This is a genomic window from Cocleimonas flava, from assembly GCF_004339015.1.
Classification (GTDB): Bacteria; Pseudomonadota; Gammaproteobacteria; order Thiotrichales; family Thiotrichaceae; genus Cocleimonas; species Cocleimonas flava.
Genome location: NZ_SMFQ01000004.1, coordinates 619,901 through 643,341, shown reverse-complemented (window position 1 = coordinate 643,341; position 23,441 = coordinate 619,901). Strand labels below are relative to the sequence as shown.

Here is a 23,441-nt window from a genome sequence, read left to right as displayed (position 1 = left end):
ATAAGGATTTGCTTATCAAATAATGATAATTAAAAGATGCTAATTTAAATTATTAAATTATACTCTGAGTAATATTGTGACTGTTACATAGGTATAAGCATCGTTGATCACTGAAGACTTAACAAGTGAGAATTTCTCTCCGAAACATTTTGGATTTCTGGCGTTGCCCGGATTTTCTTTGATTGCGTATGCGGCTGCAATCGATACGCTGCGATTAGCAAATCGTTTACAAGGCGCTGAACTGTATACCTGGGAGACGATTACGCCTAATGATGAATTAGTCATGGCAAGTAATGGGCTAGAAGTTAAACCTAACCGTAATTATCAAGATACTGATGTTTATGACATGCTGTTTGTTTGCGGCGGCGTAAAAATCAGCAGTACCTGGTCAGAATCAATAGGCAAGTATTTACGTTATCAGGATAAAAGAGGGGTCGTGCTCGGTGCCTTATGCACTGGTGCCTATATTTTAGCGAAGGCAGGCTTACTCGATGGCTATCGTTGTACTTTGCATTGGGAAAACATAGCGTCTATGCGCGAAGAATTTCCCCATTTAAATATCACTGATGATATTTATGAAGTGGATCGTAATCGTTATACCTGCGCGGGCGGCACAACGCCTTTCGACATGATGCATCATTTGATTTCACGTCAATATGGAAGAGTACTTGCGGCGGCTGTGAGTGAAACTATTCTGGTTGATCATGTGCGTAATATGACCGACAGACAACGTGTTCCCTTAAGACAGCAAATCGGTACGAGTCAACCTAAATTGACCGAAGCCGTAATGCTGATGGAAGCAAATATTGAAGATCCATTAACGCCTGACGAATTATCCAGTTTAGTCAGCATTTCAAGACGTCAACTCGAGCGTTTATTCCGAAGTTATTTGAACTGCACACCTACGCAATATTATTTGGGATTACGTTTACGCAACGCCAGAAGACTGTTGTTACAAACAGAAAAGGCGATTATTGATATATCACTTGTCTGTGGTTTTTCATCGGCTCCTCACTTTAGTAAATGTTATCGCGATATGTTTGGTTTACCGCCACGAGATGAACGACGCCTTCTTCTTAAGCGCGGCGAGTCTGAAGATGATTCTTCTTTTGCAGGCAGAAAAACAACCTGAGATAGGTGTTCGAAGGTATCTATCTTGTGTGGAATTGCCATGGCATTTACGAAGTAATCCTGAAAACTGGCTTCCGTAGCTGTTTCAATTTTTTCCATGCGCAATACCTCATTTTCGATTTCACGACGTCCCGCCAGATTGGTTAAGGCAATTCTTGCGCCTGTTCCGGCGGCATTGCCTACAGATTGCACCTGATCGAGAGGACAGTCTGGAATCATTCCCAAAAGCATGGCGTATTTCGGATCGATGTGCGCACCAAATGCACCGGCAAAACGGATCTGCTCGATTTTCTTGACGTGTATCTTATCCATCAATAATTGCACGCTGGCATAGAGCGTGCCTTTTGCGAGTTGAATGGCACGAATATCATTTTGAGTTATCAGAACACCTGTTTCAGATCTGGCCGAGTTGATGTCGCTATCATCGTTTTTACTCGCCACCATTTTGTAAGCCCAGGTTTTTCCATCGTTAACAATGCGCGCAGATATACTGGCTTTTTCACCGTTAATGACGCCATCAGTGGTCACAATGCCTGCGAGATACATGGTGGCAATAGCTTCGATGATGCCCGAACCACAAATGCCGGTGACGCCCGTCTCGCCAATAGCTTCATCGAAACCAGGATCGTCCGACCAGAGATCTACCCCTATCACTTTATAGCGTGGTTCCAGCGTTTCAGGATCAATTCGAACTCTTTCAATCGCGCCCGGTGCAGCACGTTGCCCATTATGAATTTGTGCGCCTTCGAAGGCAGGCCCAGTTGGGGATGAGGCCGCTACCAGCTTTTTCTTGTTGCCTAGAATAATTTCAGCATTGGTGCCCACGTCGATAATGAGTGTCATCGCGTCATTCTTGTAAGGTGCTTCAGATAGCACTACTGCAGCTGCATCAGCACCAACATGTCCGGCAATACAAGGCGGTAAATAAACCTGTGCGCCAGCTGCCAAATGTAGATCTAAATCTCTAGCGGGTAAGGTCATCGAAGCTTGGGTCGCTAATGCGAATGGCGCTCCACCTAACTCAACGGGGTCGATCCCAAGAAAAATATGGTGCATAACCGGATTGCCGACAAAGGTGGCATCTAGCAGTAAATCTTTAGTCACTGGTTTGTCATCAGGTCGAGGTGAGGTATTTGCCTCAATCAACAGCTGATCAACTAAATGATTAATGCCTTCTCTGATTGCAGCGGTCATTTTTAAATCACCGCCTGGATTCATCATTGAATACGAAACCCGGCTCATCAAATCTTCACCAAAGCGTATTTGAGGGTTCATAATGCCGTGTGATGCGAGCACTTCACCGGTAGCTAGATTACACAAATGACCAGCAATGGTAGTAGAGCCCATATCGACTGCCAAGCCATAAGCATCTTCTTGTTTACCTGACCAAATACCAATAATGCGCTGGTTCTCATAAATGGCAACAGTCACTGTCCATTTACCTTTTCGAAGCGCAGGTTGTAGATCGCGTAATAAATGGGTTTCAATCGATAAGTCAGTGAGACTTGTCTCGAACTCAATGGCGTCTTTGAGCCTTTCTAAATCTCCCGTGGGTGAATTTAAATCTGGTTCTTCAACATCGACTGTGATCAGTTTAACGGCTGGTTTGTTTTCTATATCTAACACGGTCGCATCTTTACGAATGACCTGCTGGTGTGTCTGACTTTCTGCTGGAACATCAATGACGATGTCGCCTTGTATCTTTGCACTGCAACTGAGTCGGTAGCCTTGTTCTAAGTCTGCTTCACTGATCCGCTCTCTTTCGGCAGAAGTAATAGGGGAGAGGTGTTGTGTCTGAGATTCTATTTGGTGTTTAGGAAACGAGCCTGTACTTAATTTAACTTTGCAACGGGTGCATAAGCCATTGCCACCGCAGAGTGAAGCAACATCTGCGCCTAATTCTCTCGCTGCAGATAATACATCTGTGCCTTCTTTTATGTCTCCGCGAATACCTGATGGCGTAAAAACGACTTTAAAAGTGCTCATTCATTTATCTCAATCTATTTATCATTTTCTAGAGCAGGAATAACACAATAATCACTGGCATCTTCAGTGTGGATGTTGCCTACCGTTTTTAAGTGTGTTGGTGCATCTAGAGTTCCCGCACCAATGCTGATTTGATTATCCTTATTGTTGTCCCAGAAGACATTGCCACCACAATTTTCGCAGAACCCCTTAAAAGTGCCAGGTGAACATTCATACCACTTTAAGGTGTTTTCAGATTCTATTGTTAAGTGATCTTTATTGATGCGTGTTGCCGCAACATGATGACCACTGGTTTTACGACATTCTGAGCAAAAGCAATTAACCACGTCCCGTGCTGGTCCATCGATGCGGTACTTTACGCCACCGCAATGACAACTCCCGGTTAAGTGAGAATCCTCTTTGTTATTAATGCTCAAAATGTCTGTCATGTTAACCTCTGCGACGGCGACGTCCAGAACGTTCGCGTGCTCCTGCTGCAGGTGGTTCACGATAATTAGAAAGCCATTGTGCGCAATCAGGGTCATTGCCCATCACCACATCAGCTGCTCGTACAGCCTGAACCACTTCTGTGTGTAATGGATTCACGATGGCTGATGTCATCCCAGCCCCCATTGCCATACTAATGAATGACGCATTCATACCATTTCGGTTAGGAATACCAAAACTAAAGTTAGATGCACCACAGGTGGTATTTACTTTTAATTCATTACGTAAGCGACTGATTAAATGCAATACCTGTTTTCCAGCATCGTTGATTGCACCAACTGGCATCACCAGTGGATCGACCACTACGTCTTCGGCTTTGATACCATAATCCTGAGCTCTTTCGATTATTTTTTTCGCTACTTCAAAGCGTACATTCGGGTCTTCCGAGATTCCTGTTTCATCGTTTGAGATTGCAACCACAGCACAGTTGTATTTTTTGATGAGAGGTAATACATCTTCCAGACGATCTTCTTCACCAGTAACTGAATTCACTAAGGGGCGACCTTGATAGACTTCAAGTCCTGCTTCCAAAGCAGCGACGATGGATGAATCAATAGACAGTGGGACATCCGTAATTGATTGGACCAATTTGATGGTGTCTGCGAGAATTTTAGGTTCGTCAGCTAAAGGTATGCCGGCATTTACATCCAGCATTTGAGCCCCGGCAGCTAGCTGAGCCAGGGTATCCATTTCTACACGTGTAAAATCACCGTTTTTCATTTCTTCAGCAAGAATTTTCCTGCCAGTGGGGTTGATTCTCTCACCGATCATGACAAAGGGTTCATTAAAACCAATCGCAATTTCTTTACTGTGCGAGCTTAATATCGTTCTGGTCATTTTACTTCTCCTCTTTTTACATTGAGTTTATCCAAGGTACAGCAAATGAATATTCAGATTACTCAGCCTGATCTGGGTGCCAAGGAATTCTATCTCCTAAAACGCCAGATTTTAAAACGATGTCTTTTACAGAAGATTCTTGTCTGTATGCCATCACGTGTACTCCTGCAACACCTTCGATTTCTTTTAGTTGTTGCATGAGCTCGATACAAATTTGCTGACCTTCCTGTTTCGGGTTTTCAGCATCTTTCAATCTTTTTATGACCCAGTCCGGGATATGAATCCCTGGTACGTTGTCACGTATCCAGGTCGCAGAACGTGCTGACGCCATAGGACCAACTCCGGCTAAAATAAACACTTTATCTAGTAAGCCTTTATCACCAGCACGCGCCATATATTCTTTAAATACCGGAATATCAAAACAGTACTGTGTTTGAATAAACTGTGCGCCAGCTTCGATTTTCTTTGCCAAACGATCAACTCTGAATTCCCTGGGTTCTGCAAAAGGGTTTGCGGCAGCGCCAAGAAAAGAGTGGGGTGGTGTATCAAGTTTACGCCCGCTTAAAAAACGTTTCTCATCACGCATTATTTTAATCGTTTGAAGTAGTGTCATAGCATCAAGATCAAAAACGGGTTTAGCCTCTGGATGATCGCCAGCCTGAACACCATCGCCGGTTAAGCAAAGCATGTTTGCCACACCCATGGCAGAAGCACCCAAGACATCACCTTGAATAGCGATACGGTTTTTATCTCGACATGAAATTTGCATCACCATCGAATAGCCTTTGCGGGTTAGCAAAGAACATACGCCAACACTCGACATATGACAGTTTGCACCTGAACCATCTGTGGCATTAATAGCATCCGTGACACCATCGAAAAGGGCTGCTTGTTTATAGACTTCTTGTGGGTCTGCAGAATCTGGAGGCGCCATTTCAGAGGTGACGGTGAAATGTCCTGCGCGTAAAATACGTTCTAATCGACCAAACGAACTGTGCCCCGGTAATATGCTCAGGTTTTCTCCTGGGATAGGTTCATCCGAGAATTTCATTAAACCTCATCCTTCACTTTTAGATGTTTTTCACGAACCTCTTTAAGCCATGAAGAACGTCCTTTAAGACTATGATCTACCGCAATTTGTACATTTAAAATTGATTCTCTTGACCCAGCTATTGATTGATTATCGTTGATAATTTGATCACCACGCCAGGCTTCAACCCATACACAACGCATCTCGGGTTTTACTTCGCAATTGCCGTTAGCTCTCACGCCACCACAAGGACCATTTCTTAATGTTTTAGGGCAATTCATGGGACAGGACATGCCGGTTTCATGAAGTACGCATTGACCACACATTTGACAGTCAAAGAGTAAGCCTTTTACGTGTTTCTCAACAAAGGCGACAGGCTTTTCAACACGCTCATAACCTATTAGTTTCCAAACAGGGTGCAGGGCACTTAGAGTATTTTCTAATATTTTATAAACGCTATTGAAGCTCTTCGCATGACTCACTGTCCATTTACGAACCGAGTACATTTTTAAGCGTCTCCGCCTGGGTTTGCCTGATCTGTGTTTTCTGGGAGTAAGCCTTTGTTTCTGACAATGCTATCGAGTTTTTCATCAGTGAACTCTGCTTCAATCTGATTAGCTACGCTTTCCACAAGTTCGTTTATATCACCTTCTTGTTTGGTATTTGTGCGCTTCCAGTCCTCAAGATAAGCATCACTATCGATTTTCTTAGCGCGCATAGCAGCGCGGTCAATTGCTTCTTGAAATCGAGCGGGTAATAGCTTTTTTGCTCGTTTACGTCCTTCCTGAACGGTGACTTGCGATGGAATATCGCGCCAATAAATGATAACTATTTTAGGCACTAGGCTGTTTTCTCCAGTGAAGTGTTTAATGTCAGATTTTTAATATTAATAACCTGATTTGATATTTTATTTAATTCGTCTTCCATTTCACCATAACCGGTGAAAATGCGCTCATAAGCAAGACCAAGACGAGATGCGGATTCCTCAGCTTTCTGATCGAGTTCCGGGTTATCAGTTTGCGCTAAATAAATAAGTTTTTTGTAATTGCCAAAATACATTTCAAGCAGTTCAGGCTTACGATCAAGACCTAGCATTTTCCATACATAGGTCTCGAAATGCTGGGTAAGGAAGTCAGTTAGATAGAAGGTGCCAATTTCTGCTTCATGCAAGTCATTAAAGGCATCATGACCGGCAAAAAACTGATAACAATGTGCCCCAGGTAATCTGCTTGTGCCGGTTTCTTCTAAAACAACATCTAATAACCCGCCAGTGCCGCAATCCCCATAAGCGACGAGAATTTCCCCGTCGTTATGTGTTCGAATTTGTATGATTTTTTCGCGAACTGCATCAGGTATTAATGCCGGTGTTGAATGGTATTTCGCGGGTAGACAGTCAATATTAAAATGATCCCATTGGTTTAATGTTTTCAAAGCAACAAGCTCATTCGCGAGTGCACCACAAGCGATAATATTTACAACTTGTTTGGGATCAGATTTCATTACATTAGCTAGCTCTGCGCAGTGCTACCTGCTCTTTGGCAATGTCAACGGCAGAAGCGGCATCACGACAATAGGCATCTGCACCAACCGCTTCACTAAATTCTTCATTGAGTGGAGCACCGCCGACGAGCACGATGTAATCTTCACGCATGCCTTGTGCAACCATCTCATCGATGACAACTTTCATATACGGCATAGTTGTGGTGAGAAGAGCTGACATTCCCAATATATCCGGTTTGTGTTCTTCAAGAGCCGCAAAGAAATCTTCAGCTGATTGATTGATGCCCAAATCTATAACTTCAAATCCTGCACCTTCCATCATCATCTTAACTAGGTTTTTACCGATATCATGGATATCACCTTTAACGGTGCCAATAACCATTTTACCTGCGCGACTTCCGTCTGATGCAGATAGAAGAGGGCGCAAAATTTCCATTCCGCCTTTCATGGCATTCGCTGAGGAAAGCACTTCGGGTACGAATAAAATACCATCTCTAAAATCGATGCCAACGATGGTCATGCCACCTACTAAGGCTTTGGTTAAAACATCTCCCGCTTCCCAGCCACGTTTTAATAGAATTTCTGTTCCTTCAATAACTTCTTCTCTGAGACCGTCATAGAGATCATCTTGCATTTGCTCGACTAATTCATCGTCATCAAGTGCATTTAAATCAATATCTTCTTCGTCATCATAGTTTGAATCATTATCGTTTTCAGCCATATCTAAACCCTGTAAAAGTGAACCTGATTAGTGAGCGCATTTCTGTATCTTTATTAAGTGTATGGTTTAACCATTATTTATGCTCCAGAATTAACGACTTACCGTTATCTGATTACGACGTACTCAGGTGAAATTACAAAGTCTTTTATACATATCGTGGGCGAAGACTCTATGGGTGATATAAAATTTATGAGTTATTTAAAAGTAAAATTAAATCAAAACGCAAACTAAACTAAAAGTATGCTTGATTATTAAACGCGAGTGAGAGGAAATAAGTTATGGATAAGGATAGATTTGAATTGGGCTTAAACCAACGGAAAGCGACGCTAGGTGCGGAATATGTAGAAAACACACTTCAATCAGCAGATGATTTTAGTCGACCGTTTCAGGAAATGATGACCGAATGGTGTTGGGGATTCGGTTGGGGCGATGACGTAATCGATCTCAAAACACGATCACTGATGAATCTCACCATGATTGCGGCATTAGGCAAAATGCAGGAATGGGAATTACACCTGAAAGGCGCGTTAAAAAATGGCGCATCGGTTGAAGAAATTCGGGCAGCCATTCATGCCATTGCGATCTATTGTGGAGTGCCACAAGGGGTAGAATGTTTTCGTATCGCGCGAGAGGTTTTAAAAGCCGAAGGTAAGCTTTGATCTAAAAAAGTGCCTCAAAGTAGGGGGGTGTCTAATATTGGTTCTTAAATACCTTGTTTTAAGTCGTTGCCAGTTGTGGTTGGCGCTTTGCCCATGGACGTTCATCAATGGGCAAATGGATAATCGCCGAGAACCCGCCCACTCCAACCCCAATCCACCACACAATATTGTAGTTACCAAATAAATCGTAAAGGCTTCCACCTAACCAGACTCCGAGGAATCCGCCGAGTTGGTGTGAGAAAAAAACCAGTCCATATAGCGTGCCCATATAGCGTAAGCCATATATATGCGCAATCAGTCCCGAGGTTAATGGCACCGTTGCTAACCAGAGTGCGCCCATAGTGACAGAGAAAAATACCACAGAAGCAGGTGTGATTGGATTAAGAATAAATAGCGCAGCGATAATTGTGCGCAACATGTAAATGCTTGCTAATAAATACTTTCTTGAATATCTGCTTCCGAGCCAGCCAGCGAGTAAAGTGCCGCCAATATTAAACACACCGATGATGGCAATCGATACCGCACCAAGCGTGGTGGTGCTCGAAACCCCAAGCGTTTGCATAATGCTGTCGGGAGAAATCGCACTGCACATTTCAGCAATGAACGCGGGGAAATGCGCGGTGATAAAAGCGAGCTGATAACCACAGGAGAAAAAGCCAAGGAAGATAAAAGCAAAGGTAGGGTCTTTAAAAGCCTTCTTTAAAACAGTACCGAGGGATTCATCATTTTTTTCAACTTTAGGTGGCGGTGGCACGCGCATAAAGGTTAATGCGAATAACGACAATAAGATAAAGCCTGCAAACATCATGAAAACAGATTGCCATTGCATGCTTTGAAGCATGGCTTGCGCTAACGGAGGCCCCACAATCTGACCAGCAGAACCAGCTGCCGTTGCGATTCCAAGAGCCATGGAGCGGTGTTTGTCAGATGCGGCGCGCCCCACTACGGCTAAAATGACGCCGAAACCAGTTCCGGCAATACCAAAACCAACTAGAATTTCCAGAAACTGGTGTTGACCCGGGGTAATCGCAAACGAAGAAAATATCAAACCCGCGGCATAAAAAAGTGCACCCGTGATAATCGCTTTACGGTCGCTATATTTCTCTGCAAGCGCACCAAAAATAGGTTGCCCGATACCCCAGAACAGATTTTGAATGGCAATGGCAAAAGAAAAATCAGCCCTTAACCAGCTGAATTCAGTGGCAATAGGGATTTGAAAAACACCAAATGACGCCCTGATAGCGAAGCTCACCAGAATAATAATGCAGCCCGCAATTAATACCGGCGTAAATAAGGAAGCACTCTTGGTTGTCGTGTCAGCAGTAGTCATAGTAACGGTGTTTAGGGAGAAGTAACTTCTCGGATTAATTTATTATAGACACAAACGGAGTCCTGCCTAGTTTTTAGTGATAGTTTGTTTAACGATGATCAAAATAGTCTTATTACAAAAATATATCTAATTGTTAATACAGAAGGCTATCATCACTAAATCGGATTGGTTTAGCTTCGCATCCTATTGCTTCGTTCGATGAGAAAAAAAAGTGCCTCAAAGTAGGGGGGTGACTTAAACAATAATATGCACCCATAGTGATACTTAATTTTTTACAGGATCATGTTAGCATAACGCTTCTTCAACCTAGTCCAATGAGAACCATTAATGGAAGACAAAATCGATGGGGTTTTTTATCCCAGTGAAAACCCTGGCGCGCATGAACGTCACTTAATAAGACGCAATAACAATGTATTGTTTGGTGCACGTCAAACTGAAGTCGACAGTGATTCTTTGCAAAAAAACCAGAAAAAAGATCACGATATTTTGCAACAATTCATGTCAGATTTTCGCGACTTGATGACTCAGGCCGTTTCTCTTGATTTGAATGAGGACAGCGACGTCATTCTGAAAATTAAAGACCGTCTGGATAAGATGTATGCGGCGTCAGTCAGTGTTGCGGATGATCAGAGCAGAGTGAAAGAGTCGATTAAAAAGTTATTGGCTGTGATTATGCAATCTGTGCGTCAGGGAGCGGGAACGGACTCTCATGCATTGCAAGAACTAGATCAGGAAGATGCTGCGCGAAAAGCAAATTTTGCCTTTTTAGAATCTAATTTAGTGGCTGATATTCTGGACCCTGATTCACCAATCGAAAATGTTGATTTGGTACCTACGTTATTATCAGCAGAGAAAGATGACTTGGCGTTGGCGATTCAGTTATTTGATGAACAGCAAATGGAATATGTCTTATCTCAAAGCGAAAGCTTAGTGACAAAGTTAGATGCAGAAGGTCATGATGTAAAACAGGCTGCTGAAAATTACGTATTTATGGAAGGCTTCATGACATTTTTAAAAGAACAGATGGCTTCTAAATAGTCTTTTAATAACATCAGAAGCAAAGCATATATTTAAGGCAGTTTTTGTAATAATTGCTTTATAAAAATATCCATATCCGGGAAGCTTAAATTGGCTTCTCGTTGTTTTTTGCCCCACATCGGTTCGGGGAAAAAACTATCTTCTTTAAAGCGCGCCATAATGTGCCAATGCACCTGAGGTAAATAATTGGCGAACGATGCGATATTGATTTTTTCAGGTTTGAAGTATTCCAGCATCTCTCGTTCGATTAGATCAAGCAGCATCCAGATTTGTTGTTTGGTTTCCTGATCACAGTCGGTCATTTCTTTGCTGTTGTCTTGAGCAAAAATCTTTAGCCATGGAATTTCAGAATCTTCTACTTCTATGCGTATGTGTTCGTTTTGGTAAATGCTAGTCATTTGCAGAGTTAAACACGGATGCAAAAAAAAAGCCAAGGAGATTCCCTGGCTTTAAGTGTATGAAAATTGAGTTACTCAGTAACTGTGATCGTTACATTACCTGAGCCGTTGTGCCCATGACCATCGTGAACACCGTAGTAGAAAATATCAGTACCTACAAACCCGGGGTTAGGAGTGTATAGAACACCACCGCCACTTTGTTTAACAGCAGTTCCATTATCTGGAGGGCTGATTTGGTCAAGTATCAAAACATCACCATCAGCATCGGAGTCATTGGCTAATACATCAATAAAGATTGCTGTGTTCTTAGGCGTAGTGACAACTTCATTGGTTATAGAAGGGTAAGCATCGTTACCGTCATTAGGGTCAGTGCTAGCCACTGTTAATGCTGCTACATCTGTACCACCTCGACCATCAGAAACCGTGTAGAAAACTGTAATACTTCCAATATTTCCTTCAGGATTAAAGAGAATCGTACCATCGTTATTCAGGACAGCTGATCCAACCGTAGGTTGAACGATTGATTCAACGGATAAAGTATCACCATCAGGATCTGTGTCATTGGCTAATACATTGACTAATACGGTCTTATCGAAATCTACATCAGCCACATCTTCAACAGCATCAGGGGAATTGTTTGGTACCGTAACAAATACTGTAGCTGTCGCTGTAGCTCCACTTCTATCTTGAATAGTATAGCTAAATGTATCTGTACCAGTAAAAGTTGGATTTGGGGTGTAATCAAGCGTTGATGGCGTATTTCTAGCTACCGTTCCATTACTTGGTTGAGTGTAATCATTGGTAAGGTCAGTGCCATTATTATCTGGGTCAAAGTCGTTGTCTTTTACTCGAATTCGTAAAGTATTAATACCATCAGTAGTTACATTATCATCAACAGCCACTGGAGGATTATTTTTAGTAACGACAATAGTTACAAGGGCCTTATCTGTTCCACCATTTCCATCGCTAATAATATAAGTGAATGTATCAGTTCCTAAGAACCCAGTGTTTGCCGTATATCTAATAAACGCTGAATTTGAATTATGGGTAACAGTTCCATTTGAGCCTTGAGAAATCTGTATGATTGCTAAATTGTCTCCATCTGGGTCAAAATCATTACGTAATACACTTATTGATGCTTCATTAGTTTCAACTGTTGTTACTGAGTCATCCTTTGCTTCTGGGTCTTGATTTGGTATTGACTGAACCGTAATTGTTAATACAGCAGATGCAGTTCCTCCGTTGCCATCACTAATTTCATAAGAGACTGAATCAGTTCCTGTGAAACTTGTGTTTGGTGTGTAAATAATATTTCCACCAGAACTTACAGCTTGACCATTTCCTGCTTCGCCAACACTAGAAATACTTAACGTATCGCCATCAGCATCACTATCGTTCTCTAATACATTAACTGCAATTTGCGTATTGTAAGGTGCGCTGGCAGAGTCATTTTTAGCAATAGGTGCACTATTAGTTGGTGCTGCTACCTCAACTGTTACAGTGGCTACATCTTCGTAAAGTCCTGTTGCTACATCTGCGATTGAATAGCTAAAGGTGTCTGTACCCGTAAAGCCTGCATCGGCTTTATATTTTATTTTATTTGAAACAATAGTCGCCGTTCCGTGACTAGGAAGTTCATCTATAAGAATAATTTCAAGAGCACTTCCAGAATAAGAAATATCATTTGCCAGTACATTAATAGTGATGGATCCTGCATTAGCCACAGTGATGCGGTCGGCATTTGCTTTCACTTGATTAGAGTTAGTTGGAAATAACAAAGTATAAACAGGCATTGCTTGCTCAGGAATCTGATACATCACATTCCAGTTTTCATCACGACTCATAAATGCCATTGGAATTTTATTCCCTAGATATTCAAAGTCTGACTTTTTGATGGCTACTTCCAGAATATTTCCTGCTTTAACAAACTCTGTATCACCAATTGTATAGTCCCATGCCCATAGTGCAGAGTTACTTGTGGATTTATCGAGTGAGTTGTTTTCTAACATATAGTCAGCACCTGCCGACCAGCCACTCATGTGTGCGGCTAGATCTAAACCGGTGCTCGCTCGATTATCGGTATCCATGAAAATTTGAGTGTTTTCATTGAGGTTATCGGCGTTTACTAAAATATAGATTTTTTCAGCATCATCGGTGACCTTCATGATGCCATTTGATGAACTCGTTAAGGTCGGTATATTTATCCAATCTGAAGCATTTCCGTCAACAGTAATACCTTCAGGCGTAACTGCTGTGATTTCAACTTTTCGAGTTTTTGTTGCTTTATTACCGGCATTATCTTTAACGCTATAGTTAACAGTGTAACTACCTGCTACAGCAGTGTTTACATTTGATGAGATAACAATACCTGTACTTAAATCACCATCGATATTGTCAATAGCTGTTGCACCTAGCTCACTATAGATAGACCCAACTTCAAGATTAAGTGGGTTTGCACCAATCAAACTAAGAAATGGCGCTTCTGTATCTACAGGTGTTGTTGAGCAATAAGATAGGGTGAATGACTGCATCTTCGCAGAAATTGGGTAGAAGGTTGCTATATTCCAATCATCATCGCGAGTCATTACACCCACGTTTAGATTGTTACAGATGTCACCGAGTAGGGTGAGATCGATATTGATTTTTAATTTATCAATGCTTACTGCATAAGTGATATCGCCTGCATTTGTATCCCAACTCCAGGTGGTGTCGTTTGCGGTTGATTTGAATAGGTCACCGTCTTCTATGATGAAATCGACCCCACTTTGTGACCAAGCCTGATTTTCAAATTGAAAGCCTGTTGCAGCGGTATTGTCAGTATCCAGATAGATTTGAACATGATCACCATGACTTAAATTGTCAGACTGAATGGTAATGAGTAATTCATTGCCAACCACTTCGACTTCTAAGTCGGTATCGCTTTGGGGCGTTAGCAACGGAGCACTTTTCCAGTTAGTGGTATTCACTATTCTCGGCAGTGCGGTGACTGATGGTGCATCACTGATAACAACATCAACAGTGTCATTTGAGTTTGAATTATCGGTTGAGTCAGATGAAGCAGACGAAGAGCTTCCACCTCCACCACACGCACTTAAAATTATAGATAATGATGCAGCAAAAACGATAGATAGAGATCCATTCAGTTTCATCAGTGAGTCCTTTCAGTATGAAATATAGTGTGTTTGAACCATTGATAGATTCAAGCAAAGGAATTATAGGGGTAATAAAGAACAGAGTTTTCGAATCACTCTAAACTAAAGATAAGGGGTTGTATTCATTGGATGTAAGGATTTTATGCAAGCGTGGAATACGAGCTTGGTATGCAAGCCCATTAATGATTTTATGCGCAGATAGATTACAAATTGCATCGTTGCAGACATCGCTCTATTATCGGCTTTTTCCAGAGTCTTGTGTTTAATTGACAAGACTAAGTAGGCGATAGTAAATAGAATGAGTTTTCTCGATCATATCAAGCAGTGTAATCATTATAATCCACTGAATTACATGCCATTTCTTGTGAATGGTATTCAATACGGATGGGCAAAAAAAGAGTTTGTCGGACAGCTAAAAACCTATGACAAGGTTTTCGCTATCGAATCAGATTGTCTAACGATTAATCCTGCCTTAAGCACTTGTGAAGAGCGTAGTGCCGCAATAAAACCTGTGTTGGAACAACTCCACAAAGAGGGTGTTATTGATACCTGGGTGAATGAGCTATATGCCATTACCAATCACTTCGGTGATGAGCCTGCGGTGCTAATTGAAAGAGCATCCGTCAGCTACTTTGGAGCACGAGGTTATGGAGTACATATCAACGGTCTGGTCGAAAAAAATGACGGTGTGTACATCTGGATTGCAAAACGCGCCAAAGATAAACCTTTCTGGTCTGGTAGTCTTGATCAGATCGTCGCAGGTGGTCAGCCTGCTGGAATAAGCTTGATTGAGAACGTCATCAAAGAGTCGGCAGAAGAAGCGGCAATCCCAGAATCTATTTCAGCGAAAGCTGAATTAATGAGCGAAATTCATTACCGGGGTGAAACGCATAGCGAAAAGAATAGAGGGTTAAATGTCGACACATTATTTAATTACGATTTATGGCTGCCCGACGACTTTACACCCGTCAATACCGATGGCGAAGTTGATGAGTTTATCTTGATGTCACTAGAAGAAATGGCAGATATCACAGATACAAGCAATGACTTCAAAGCCAATTGTAACCTGGTCAATATTGATTTATTAATCAGACGAGGTTTGATAAGCGAAAGCCGCCCAGACTATAATGAAATCACACAACTACTGTATGCCCCAGCGGCACTGTAACTTGTCTTTTTTTAGAAAAGATTATTAACGAACACAAACTGAGAAATTTATGAGCTATACCACCGAGAATAACCACAGTATTCCTTTGAATCCTGTGTCTAGCAGTGAACTTGAAACTACTTTAAAACAGTACCCAGAAAACGTATCAAAATGGGTTGTGAGTAACGGTTTCGAGGCCAAGCCAGATCAGTTTTGTGTCGTGCCAGATGCAAATGGTGCGCTATCAATGGTATTTGTCGGTGTTGAAGAAAACATCACAAGTAAACCTGAATTATTAATGTGGTCAATAGCTGGTTTACCGAAGAATTTGCCTGCGGGTCAGTACCATCTGGAAGCGAACTGGTCAGAGGCTGAGAAACTAAAAGCCACAATCGGTTGGGGACTTGGTGATTACAGTTTCGATTTCTTTAAAGCTGATTTCCTGGAACCTAAAGAGAAAGCCGTATTGCGCGTTGAAGAGCAACAGCTGGATGAAGTAAATGCCTTTGTAGATGCATTCACACTCGTTAGAGATATGGTCAATACACCAGCAAACCACATGATGCCAGCAGATATGTCTTCGCTAGTTCAAGAGTTAGCCGAACAACACGATGCAACTTTTAGTGAAGTGGTCGGTGATGATTTACTGGAAGAAAACTTTCCCGCGATACATGCGGTAGGTCGTGCCAGCGATCACGCACCAAGACTTTTGCAAATGAATTGGGGTGATGAGAAAAATCCAGTACTTAGTTTGGTCGGTAAGGGCGTTTGTTTTGATACAGGTGGCCTTGATTTAAAACCATCCAAGTTTATGCGCAATATGAAAAAAGACATGGGTGGTGCAGCGCATGTGTTAGGTCTGGCGCATTTGATTATGAGCAGAAATCTACCTGTTCGACTTCAAGTATTGATTCCGTCTGTGGATAATGCGGTTTCAGGAGATGCCTATCGTCCGGGAGATATCATTGATACCCGCGCACATAAAACCGTTGAAATCGATAATACTGATGCTGAAGGTCGCGTTGTATTGTGTGATGCATTAGCCCTGGCGTGCGAACAAACGCCAGATTTAATCATCGATTTCGCCACCCTGACTGGCGCTGCTCGTGTTGCCGTAGGTACAGAAATACCGGCATTGTTTAGTAACACCGATTCAGTCATTACTGATTTACAAAAAGCCTCGAAAGAATCCGGCGAGTTACTATGGCCGTTACCTTTGCATCAAGGTTATCGTTATCAATTAGAAAGTGCAGTCGCCGATATGGTGAATAGCTCATCAGAAGGTTACGGTGGTGCGATTACTGCAGCGTTGTATCTCAATGAATTTGTTACTGAAGGAACTCAGTGGGCACATTTTGATGTGATGGCGTATAACACAAGAGATCGTGCAGGAAGACCGAAAGGTGGCGAAGCGATGGGCTTATTGGCTACGTTTGCTTATTTAGAAAGCCGTTATTCTTAATCTACGAATTAATCTAAATTTAATTAGTCGTATAAAAATCTAAATACACCCCCCCACTTATAAGGCTTTTTTAAATAAAGCCTTATAAGTGGGGGGGTGTATTAGTTTATAAATTAGTGTTCGGAAGGCTTTTCAGGTTTATAAAACTGAATAGGCTGTTCTTGTTGCGATTGTTCATAACTTCTATCGTAGATGAATTCGATAGAAATTCCGCCATCTTTTTCTTTCTCAGTTCCATCTTTCTCACTGCTATCCTTCGCGCCTTTTCCTTCAGTACCTTCGCACTGTATTTGTTGTAACTCTGGCATGCGTTTTCCCAGAAAAGTGCACATCGCAATCGCCTGGTTAAAATCCTGTTTTAATAATGCATTGACCAAAGAGTTCGCGACAAATTGTGCGCGTTGCAAAGGGTTAGGATTTTCGATAAAGGTATCTCCCAGCTGAATACCCTGATTCATGCGTTCATCCATACGATCCAGGTATTGTCGTTGTTTTCCGGGAAGCGGTTTATTTCTATCAAATTCTAATACGGGCTCTTTATTGAAAATGACGAGTAACTTGTTATCTTGCATGGCTATTAATCTTGCGTTGTTAATTATCGTGAAACACTTTTAAGGGCTGGTAAAAAAGTGCCCCAAAGTAGGGGGGTGACTTTAATTCTATTTGATAATCTATCGAGAATACTTAAACAGATGAAGGATGAAATAGTTTAAGCAAGATCATCAAACCCCGCCGCTTTATACAACTCTTTAGCCTTTTCTGCATTCTGCTCAACGCCTTCACCTTGTTCATACATCATCGCAAGCGTCGTCATTGATCCTTGCAAACCTTGTTCTGCTGCTTTTTCAAACCACTCAACGGCTTTCGCTGAATCTTTCTCAACACACTCACCTTGCATATACATAAAACCTAAACCGTGCTGGGCGATTGGATAACCTTGCTCGGCAGATGCCGTCATCATTTTCACTGCCTGCGTGGGGTTTTCAACAGTCCCCAGACCATTTTGATACATGATCGCCAGCATGTGTTGTGCGTGCGCATCTCCATCGTTGGCAAAGGGAGAAAGTAATTGCATCGCGCGGGAAAAGTGTTTGGCTTCAAAAGCGGCGAGGCCACTGGAAAAGTCCATTTCTTGGTTATCAGAGCGTGTCTGTTCAGTCATATTATTTTCACTATTAAGGATTGATAAATAGAGTTCTAAGTTTGAATTTTAGCTGGAAATTACTGGTGATTGAATATCTCTAAATACCCAATAAATACGTTTTCAGAGAGAAAGTTGGGTCATCAAGGATGCATTGCTTTGTTTATAAAGAGAGTGATCGTTCAGGTTCAAAAAAAATTAAAAATATTTTTACTGGAAATTCATCTTGTTTTTCTGCGGCTAAAAATAGACTTGGATATAAAAATATATATTTAATTATCAGTCCATTAAGAGGTCTTATGAAACCATGTTATGGGATGAGAATTAATCTTATATTTAATGCAAATGAGAATGATAAGTATTGGATTCATTCAGTTCGTTCATTTTAAATTCAGTAACAATAAAATATTATTGCATGCATAAACATTGCATAGCAGCATTTTGCAGATTTATTGTTAACGTCTTCTCGTTCAATGAAAAAAGTAGATTGCTAAAAATAAAAATTTATATCTACACATTTAATATTCCATAAATAACTAAATAAAATACACGGGTTTGGGTATGGCATTTCTAAAGGAACTTCAATTTCTAGTTTTCTCACTTTTAGCTAAAAAAACAAATAAAAATAGAGCTAAAAACAATTTTGAGGTTATACAGAATAGTCGTATTAATCATACGAACGGCCCTTCAAATAATATAAAGATTAGACCCTTAAATTCTAAAAAAATTACAGCATTAGTATCATTATTCCTGTTTGCGTTTTTAACTCCTAACATCGGTTTTGCTGAAACAAGAACTTTAAATCAGGCAACTGCGATAACTAGCGGTATGAGACTTTGTGATTCGGCCGCTGAGTATTGTGTCGATATCACTCGTAACTCATCAAGTTCTCCGGGTGCATCTACGGTATTTGTCCCGGGATCGACTCCAACAATAGGGTCGACAGGTTCTGACGTAGGAAATGATGAGTTAATAACTCTTGATTATGCTGTGTCGGCATCATCTCTACCATTCGAGTTAGATGATATAGCTATTGAAAACATCCAGAGTCTAACTGCGGGTAAAAGTTGTGTAATCGGAGCGTTAGGTATTGAAATTCTCTGTACATATAGCGCTACGAATATCAGAGATGCCTATGCATGGTCAGCGCCAGGCAGCTGGACACTAGGCACTAATCCAGGAGGTGCCGTAGTTTCTGTAAATACCGGAAATTCGGATAATGTGGGTTCATTTCTGATTAATGATCCTGACGGGGATAACAACCTAAATCTCATCGGACAATTTACCGAGTTACCTGCAGACGCGACATCCGTATTGTTGAACATGAAAGGTGAAGAGAATGGACATACCGTCGGTTACAATTTAGATACGCCTACTAGTAGCCTGAAAATGTATATTTTCAATTCAGGTGGTGGTTTGATGTCCTGGTCTTTTGAACCATCTATGACCATAACTCTGGATACTACTGCTCCTACCGTTAGTGTCGATATTGTAGATACTGAGCTAAACGACTCCGATCTGGAATCATCAGTAATCTTCACCTTTAGTGAGCCAACTTCAAATTTTGATAACAGCGACATCACCGTAGTAGGTGGTATTTTAAGTAATGTTACAACATCAGATAACCAGACTTATACCGCAACATTTACGGCTACTGATGGATTGAGCACAACAGGTTCTGTCACGGTAGATGCTGATAGTTACACCGATGCGTCAGGCAATTTAGGTGCAACGGCTACAGATTCGGTTGCAATTGATACTGTGAATCCATCCGTAAGTGTTGCTATTGCGGAATCTGATTTAAACGATGATAGCAACATATCATCGGTAACTTTCATTTTTAGTGAAGCTACAACTGATTTTGATAACGCTGATATTGCCTTAGTGGGAGGTAGCTTAAGCGCTGTAACAACGTCGGATAATATTACTTACACAGCTAACTTCACGGCAATTGATGGCGAGAACACAACAGGTTCAGTCACTGTTACAGATGCGAGCTACACAAATGCAAATGGTAATGTAGGAACATCAGCTTCAGATACTGTCGAAATAGATACTGCCAACCCATCCGTCAGTGTTGATATTGTGGACACTATTTTGAACGGTGCTGATAATGAATCTTCAGTTATCTTTTCTTTCTCTGAAGCTACTACTGACTTTGATAATACCGATATATCGTTGGTAGGAGGTACATTAAGTAACGTATCAACATCTGACAACATCACTTATACCGCAACATTTACTGCAACAGATGGGCTTAGTTCAACCGGTTCTGTGACTGTCAATGGAGATAGTTATACTGACGCAAGCGGCAATTTGGGGATAACAGGCACAGACACAGTTGCTATCGATACTATTAATCCTTCTGTTAATGTAAACATTATTGATTCCAGCCTAAACGATGGGGATAACGAATCTACAGTTACTTTCACCTTTAGCGAAACCACCATAAACTTTGATAATACAGATATTACTTTAGTGGGCGGCTCTTTAAGCGGCGTAACAACATCAGACAATATTACTTATTCAGCTACTTTTACTGCTACAGATGGTTTGAGCACGACGGGTTCTGTGACAGTGGATGCTGATAGTTATAGCAACGGCACTGGTAACCTTGGCACAGCCGGTTCAGATACGGTGATAATAGAAACAATTAACCCATCAGTCAGTGTCGACATTGCTGATACAACGTTAAATGATGCCGATAACGAATCATCAGTAACGTTTACTTTCAGTGAAGCGATTACGGACTTTGATAATACAGATATCTCTTTAGTAGGCGGTACTTTAAGCAATGTGACGACGTCGGATAACATTAATTATTCGGCAACCTTTACTGCAACAGACGACACTAATACCACCGGTTCTGTGACCGTAACAGCAGGCAGTTATACGAATACAGTAGGGAACTTAGGAACTACTAATTCGGACACTGTCGTTATCAATACAGGAAACCCATCAGTCAGTGTCGATATTATTGATGCTAACTTAAACGATGCCGATACTGAATCTACAGTAACTTTTATCTTTAGTGAGGCGACTACAGACTTTGATAACAGTGATATCACTGTAGTAGGTGGTAACTTAAGTAACGTCAGCACATCTAACAATATTACTTATACCGCCACCTTCACAGCAACAGATGGTGAGAACACAACTGGCTCAGTAACTGTAAATGAAAGTAGCTATACAAGTGGCGCTGGTAACCCCGGAGCATCAGGTACAGACACAGTCGCAATCAATACATCTAATCCATCAGTGAGTGTTGACGTCGTCGATACAGAGTTAAACGATAGTGATAATGAATCAACGGTTACTTTTACCTTTAGCGATGAGATAACTGACTTTGATAATAGTGATATTACTTTAGTAGGTGGCACCTTAAGCAGCGTAACAACATCAGACAATATTATTTATTCAGCAACATTCACGGCTACTGATGGATTGAGCACAACGGGCTCAGTCACAGTAGATGCTGATAGCTATGCAAACTTAGCTGGAAATTTAGGAGCCACAGATTCAGATACGGTTGCCATAGATACTGTCAATCCATCCGTGAGTGTCGATATCACAGATACAAATTTGACTGATGTTGATAATGAGTCATCAGTGACTTTCACCTTCAGTGAAGCGACAACAGATTTTGAAAATAGCGACATCACAATAGTAGGGGGTAGCTTAAGTAGCCTAACAACATCTGACAATATTACTTATTCAGCTATCTTCACGGCTACTGGTGGTACTAATTCAACAGGTTCTGTAACTGTTGATGCAGGCAGTTATACAAACGCTGCTGGTAACTTGGGTATAGCAGGTTCAGATACAGTAACAATTAATACCACTAACCCTTCCGTTGTTGTAAACATTGAAGACACTGATTTAAACGATACCGATAGTGTATCAAATGTCACTTTCATATTTAGTGAAGCAACATCAGATTTTGATAACAATGATATCACTCTAGAGGGCGGTACCTTAAGTAACGTTAGTACATCTGACAATATTACTTATTCAGCAATATTCACCGCAACAGATGGTGTTAATACGACTGGTTCAGTGACGGTTGATGCCGGAAGCTATACAAATTCAAGTGGAAATTCAGGTACAACAAGCACAGATACTGTTGCTATTGATACCGTTAACCCATCAGCAAGTGTCGATATTACAGATAGTAATTTGAGCGACCTTGATAATGAATCCAATGTGACATTCACCTTCAGTGAAGTGATAACAGATTTTGATAACTCCGATCTCACCCTGGTAGGAGGAACGTTAAGTAACGTCAGTACATCTGACAATATCATTTATACCGCAACTTTCACCGCGTCAGATGGTGTCAACACAACGGGATCCGTGACAATAAATGCAGGTAGCTATACAAATGGCGGAGGGAATTTAGGTACAACAGCTGACGCTACGGTAGCTATTAATACCGCTAATCCTTCGGTGAGTGTGGATATTACTGATACTGAATTAGATGATACTGATAATGTTTCTAATGTAACCTTCGCTTTCAGTGAGGCGACTACAGACTTTGATAACAGTGACATTACATTAGTAGGGGGCACACTAAGTAACGTCAGCACATCTGATAACGTTATTTATACCGCTATCTTTACCGCAACAGACGGCTTGAGTACAACTGGTACGGTCACCGTAAATGCAGGTAGTTACACAAATGTTAGGGGTAATAGTGGGTCAACAGGAACAGATAGCGTTTCTATCGATACTGCTAATCCATCTGTAACTGTCAATATCGAAGATACTAATCTGAATGACGCTGATCTTGAATCAAATGTCACTTTCATATTTAGTGAAGCAACACCAGATTTTGATAATAGCGACATCACAATAGTAGGGGGTACCTTAAGCACTCTAACAACATCTGACAATATTACTTATTCAGCGACATTCACTGCATCGGATAGTGTCAACACGACAGGGTCAGTAACTGTAGAAGCAGATAGCTATAGTGATAATGTTGGTAATCTGGGTTCAACTGGGATAGATACAGTAACGATTAATACTGAAAATCCATCGGTAAGCGTAAACATCGTAGACAGCACATTAAGTGACGCTGACAATGAATCGACAGTAGTATTTACCTTTAGTGAAGCCACCGCAGACTTTGGTAATTCTGATATTTCGTTATCTGGTGGCACTCTTAGCAATGTAACAACTTCCGATGGAATTACTTATTACGCAGTATTTACCGCAACAGATGGTTTGAACACGACGGGTTCAGTCACCGTAGATGCGGATAGTTATAGTAATGCAGCTGGGAATTTAGGAACTGCTGGTTCTGATAATGTGGTAATCGACACTTCTACAGACACCACAGCACCAGCTGCACCAACGCAAGTGATTACGGTAAACACTGACGGTACACTCAGTATCTCTGGAACGGGTGACCCTGGAAATAC

At 41.4% G+C, this 23,441-nt stretch carries 19 protein-coding genes; 6 read left to right on the top strand and 13 right to left on the bottom strand.

The annotated features are described in order from the left end of the window. Positions 1 to 103: 103 nt before the first annotated feature. Positions 104 to 1,132 (top strand): GlxA family transcriptional regulator, encoded by a 1,029-nt coding sequence (locus EV695_RS14620; RefSeq protein ID WP_207907097.1) that lies wholly within the window; start codon positions 104 to 106, stop codon positions 1,130 to 1,132. On the opposite strand, the gene EV695_RS14615 is transcribed toward EV695_RS14620, so the two are convergent. From EV695_RS14615 to EV695_RS14580, 8 genes are read right to left on the bottom strand one after another with little or no spacing between them, the layout of a single operon-like run. Beyond that, positions 1,027 to 3,117 carry an ASKHA domain-containing protein gene (locus EV695_RS14615; RefSeq protein WP_131906715.1) on the bottom strand — a complete coding sequence of 697 codons (2,091 nt, stop codon included), beginning with the start codon at positions 3,115 to 3,117 and terminating at the stop codon, positions 1,027 to 1,029. The two genes, EV695_RS14620 and EV695_RS14615, sit on opposite strands and share 106 nt — an antisense overlap. A gap of 14 nt (positions 3,118 to 3,131) precedes the next feature. After that, positions 3,132 to 3,545: a GFA family protein gene (locus EV695_RS14610; RefSeq protein ID WP_165874719.1), complete on the bottom strand. Its 414-nt coding sequence runs from the start codon at positions 3,543 to 3,545 to the stop codon at positions 3,132 to 3,134. A 1-nt stretch (position 3,546) separates the two neighbouring features. Further along, positions 3,547 to 4,440 (bottom strand): dihydropteroate synthase, encoded by an 894-nt coding sequence (locus tag EV695_RS14605; RefSeq protein WP_131906713.1) that lies wholly within the window; start codon positions 4,438 to 4,440, stop codon positions 3,547 to 3,549. 58 nt (positions 4,441 to 4,498) lie between these two features. Then, entirely contained in the window at positions 4,499 to 5,491 is a 993-nt protein-coding gene (locus EV695_RS14600; RefSeq protein WP_131906712.1) for a methylenetetrahydrofolate reductase, read from the bottom strand. Further along, positions 5,491 to 5,976 carry a methylenetetrahydrofolate reductase C-terminal domain-containing protein gene (locus EV695_RS14595; RefSeq protein ID WP_131906711.1) on the bottom strand — a complete coding sequence of 162 codons (486 nt, stop codon included), beginning with the start codon at positions 5,974 to 5,976 and terminating at the stop codon, positions 5,491 to 5,493. Before EV695_RS14595 ends, EV695_RS14600 begins: the two co-directional genes overlap by 1 nt. A 2-nt stretch (positions 5,977 to 5,978) precedes the next feature. Further along, complete coding sequence (locus EV695_RS14590) at positions 5,979 to 6,311, bottom strand: virulence factor (RefSeq protein WP_131906710.1); 333 nt, start codon at positions 6,309 to 6,311, stop codon at positions 5,979 to 5,981. Then, positions 6,311 to 6,970 (bottom strand): DUF1638 domain-containing protein, encoded by a 660-nt coding sequence (locus EV695_RS14585; protein ID WP_131906709.1) that lies wholly within the window; start codon positions 6,968 to 6,970, stop codon positions 6,311 to 6,313. The genes EV695_RS14590 and EV695_RS14585 overlap by 1 nt, the downstream gene beginning before the upstream one ends. Positions 6,971 to 6,974: 4 nt before the next feature. Next, positions 6,975 to 7,691, bottom strand: a complete 717-nt coding sequence (locus EV695_RS14580; protein ID WP_131906708.1) for a corrinoid protein — start codon at positions 7,689 to 7,691, stop codon at positions 6,975 to 6,977. A gap of 278 nt (positions 7,692 to 7,969) precedes the next feature. Between EV695_RS14580 and EV695_RS14575 the strand changes: the two genes are divergently transcribed. Then, positions 7,970 to 8,350, top strand: a complete 381-nt coding sequence (locus tag EV695_RS14575) for a carboxymuconolactone decarboxylase family protein (RefSeq protein ID WP_131906707.1) — start codon at positions 7,970 to 7,972, stop codon at positions 8,348 to 8,350. 58 nt (positions 8,351 to 8,408) lie between these two features. Here EV695_RS14575 and EV695_RS14570 read toward each other — a convergent pair whose 3' ends face one another. Further along, on the bottom strand, positions 8,409 to 9,680 hold the full coding sequence (locus EV695_RS14570) for an MFS transporter (RefSeq protein ID WP_131906706.1): 1,272 nt from the start codon (positions 9,678 to 9,680) through the stop codon (positions 8,409 to 8,411). A 327-nt stretch (positions 9,681 to 10,007) separates the two neighbouring features. Here EV695_RS14570 and EV695_RS14565 point away from each other — a divergent pair, with 327 nt between their 5' ends. After that, a complete protein-coding gene (locus EV695_RS14565; protein ID WP_131906705.1) occupies positions 10,008 to 10,718 on the top strand; it encodes a hypothetical protein in 711 nt (236 codons plus the stop codon). A 32-nt stretch (positions 10,719 to 10,750) separates the two neighbouring features. Here the strand turns inward: EV695_RS14565 and EV695_RS14560 are convergent, their stop codons facing one another. Next, a complete protein-coding gene (locus EV695_RS14560) occupies positions 10,751 to 11,116 on the bottom strand; it encodes an HIT family protein (protein WP_131906704.1) in 366 nt (121 codons plus the stop codon). Positions 11,117 to 11,187: 71 nt separating this feature from the next. Then, on the bottom strand, positions 11,188 to 14,265 hold the full coding sequence (locus EV695_RS14555; protein WP_131906703.1) for an Ig-like domain-containing protein: 3,078 nt from the start codon (positions 14,263 to 14,265) through the stop codon (positions 11,188 to 11,190). Positions 14,266 to 14,566: 301 nt separating this feature from the next. Between EV695_RS14555 and EV695_RS14550 the strand changes: the two genes are divergently transcribed. Both EV695_RS14550 and EV695_RS14545 read left to right on the top strand, forming a co-directional pair. Beyond that, complete coding sequence (locus EV695_RS14550; protein WP_131906702.1) at positions 14,567 to 15,436, top strand: NUDIX hydrolase; 870 nt, start codon at positions 14,567 to 14,569, stop codon at positions 15,434 to 15,436. Positions 15,437 to 15,485: 49 nt separating this feature from the next. Next, positions 15,486 to 16,877, top strand: coding sequence for a leucyl aminopeptidase family protein (locus EV695_RS14545; RefSeq protein ID WP_131906701.1), 1,392 nt, complete (start codon positions 15,486 to 15,488; stop codon positions 16,875 to 16,877). A gap of 113 nt (positions 16,878 to 16,990) precedes the next feature. Here EV695_RS14545 and EV695_RS14540 read toward each other — a convergent pair whose 3' ends face one another. Beyond that, entirely contained in the window at positions 16,991 to 17,449 is a 459-nt protein-coding gene (locus EV695_RS14540; protein WP_131906700.1) for a hypothetical protein, read from the bottom strand. A 137-nt stretch (positions 17,450 to 17,586) separates the two neighbouring features. Continuing rightward, on the bottom strand, positions 17,587 to 18,039 hold the full coding sequence (locus EV695_RS14535; protein ID WP_207907096.1) for a tetratricopeptide repeat protein: 453 nt from the start codon (positions 18,037 to 18,039) through the stop codon (positions 17,587 to 17,589). An 807-nt stretch (positions 18,040 to 18,846) separates the two neighbouring features. Here EV695_RS14535 and EV695_RS14530 point away from each other — a divergent pair. Then, positions 18,847 to 23,441 (top strand): beta strand repeat-containing protein (locus EV695_RS14530; RefSeq protein WP_207907095.1); only part of this gene is annotated, 4,595 nt, incomplete at its 3' end.

Coding starts and splice junctions, on each gene's coding strand:
- EV695_RS14600 (WP_131906712.1), bottom strand. CDS start 5,491: ATGAAATTCTCGGATGAACCTATCCCAGGAGAAAACCTGAGCATATTA.
- EV695_RS14560 (WP_131906704.1), bottom strand. CDS start 11,116: ATGACTAGCATTTACCAAAACGAACACATACGCATAGAAGTAGAAGAT.
- EV695_RS14610 (WP_165874719.1), bottom strand. CDS start 3,545: ATGACAGACATTTTGAGCATTAATAACAAAGAGGATTCTCACTTAACC.
- EV695_RS14615 (WP_131906715.1), bottom strand. CDS start 3,117: ATGAGCACTTTTAAAGTCGTTTTTACGCCATCAGGTATTCGCGGAGAC.
- EV695_RS14535 (WP_207907096.1), bottom strand. CDS start 18,039: ATGACTGAACAGACACGCTCTGATAACCAAGAAATGGACTTTTCCAGT.
- EV695_RS14605 (WP_131906713.1), bottom strand. CDS start 4,440: ATGACCAGAACGATATTAAGCTCGCACAGTAAAGAAATTGCGATTGGT.
- EV695_RS14585 (WP_131906709.1), bottom strand. CDS start 6,970: ATGAAATCTGATCCCAAACAAGTTGTAAATATTATCGCTTGTGGTGCA.
- EV695_RS14570 (WP_131906706.1), bottom strand. CDS start 9,680: ATGACTACTGCTGACACGACAACCAAGAGTGCTTCCTTATTTACGCCG.
- EV695_RS14540 (WP_131906700.1), bottom strand. CDS start 17,449: ATGCAAGATAACAAGTTACTCGTCATTTTCAATAAAGAGCCCGTATTA.
- EV695_RS14580 (WP_131906708.1), bottom strand. CDS start 7,691: ATGGCTGAAAACGATAATGATTCAAACTATGATGACGAAGAAGATATT.
- EV695_RS14545 (WP_131906701.1), top strand. CDS start 15,486: ATGAGCTATACCACCGAGAATAACCACAGTATTCCTTTGAATCCTGTG.
- EV695_RS14550 (WP_131906702.1), top strand. CDS start 14,567: ATGAGTTTTCTCGATCATATCAAGCAGTGTAATCATTATAATCCACTG.
- EV695_RS14565 (WP_131906705.1), top strand. CDS start 10,008: ATGGAAGACAAAATCGATGGGGTTTTTTATCCCAGTGAAAACCCTGGC.
- EV695_RS14595 (WP_131906711.1), bottom strand. CDS start 5,976: ATGTACTCGGTTCGTAAATGGACAGTGAGTCATGCGAAGAGCTTCAAT.
- EV695_RS14575 (WP_131906707.1), top strand. CDS start 7,970: ATGGATAAGGATAGATTTGAATTGGGCTTAAACCAACGGAAAGCGACG.
- EV695_RS14555 (WP_131906703.1), bottom strand. CDS start 14,265: ATGAAACTGAATGGATCTCTATCTATCGTTTTTGCTGCATCATTATCT.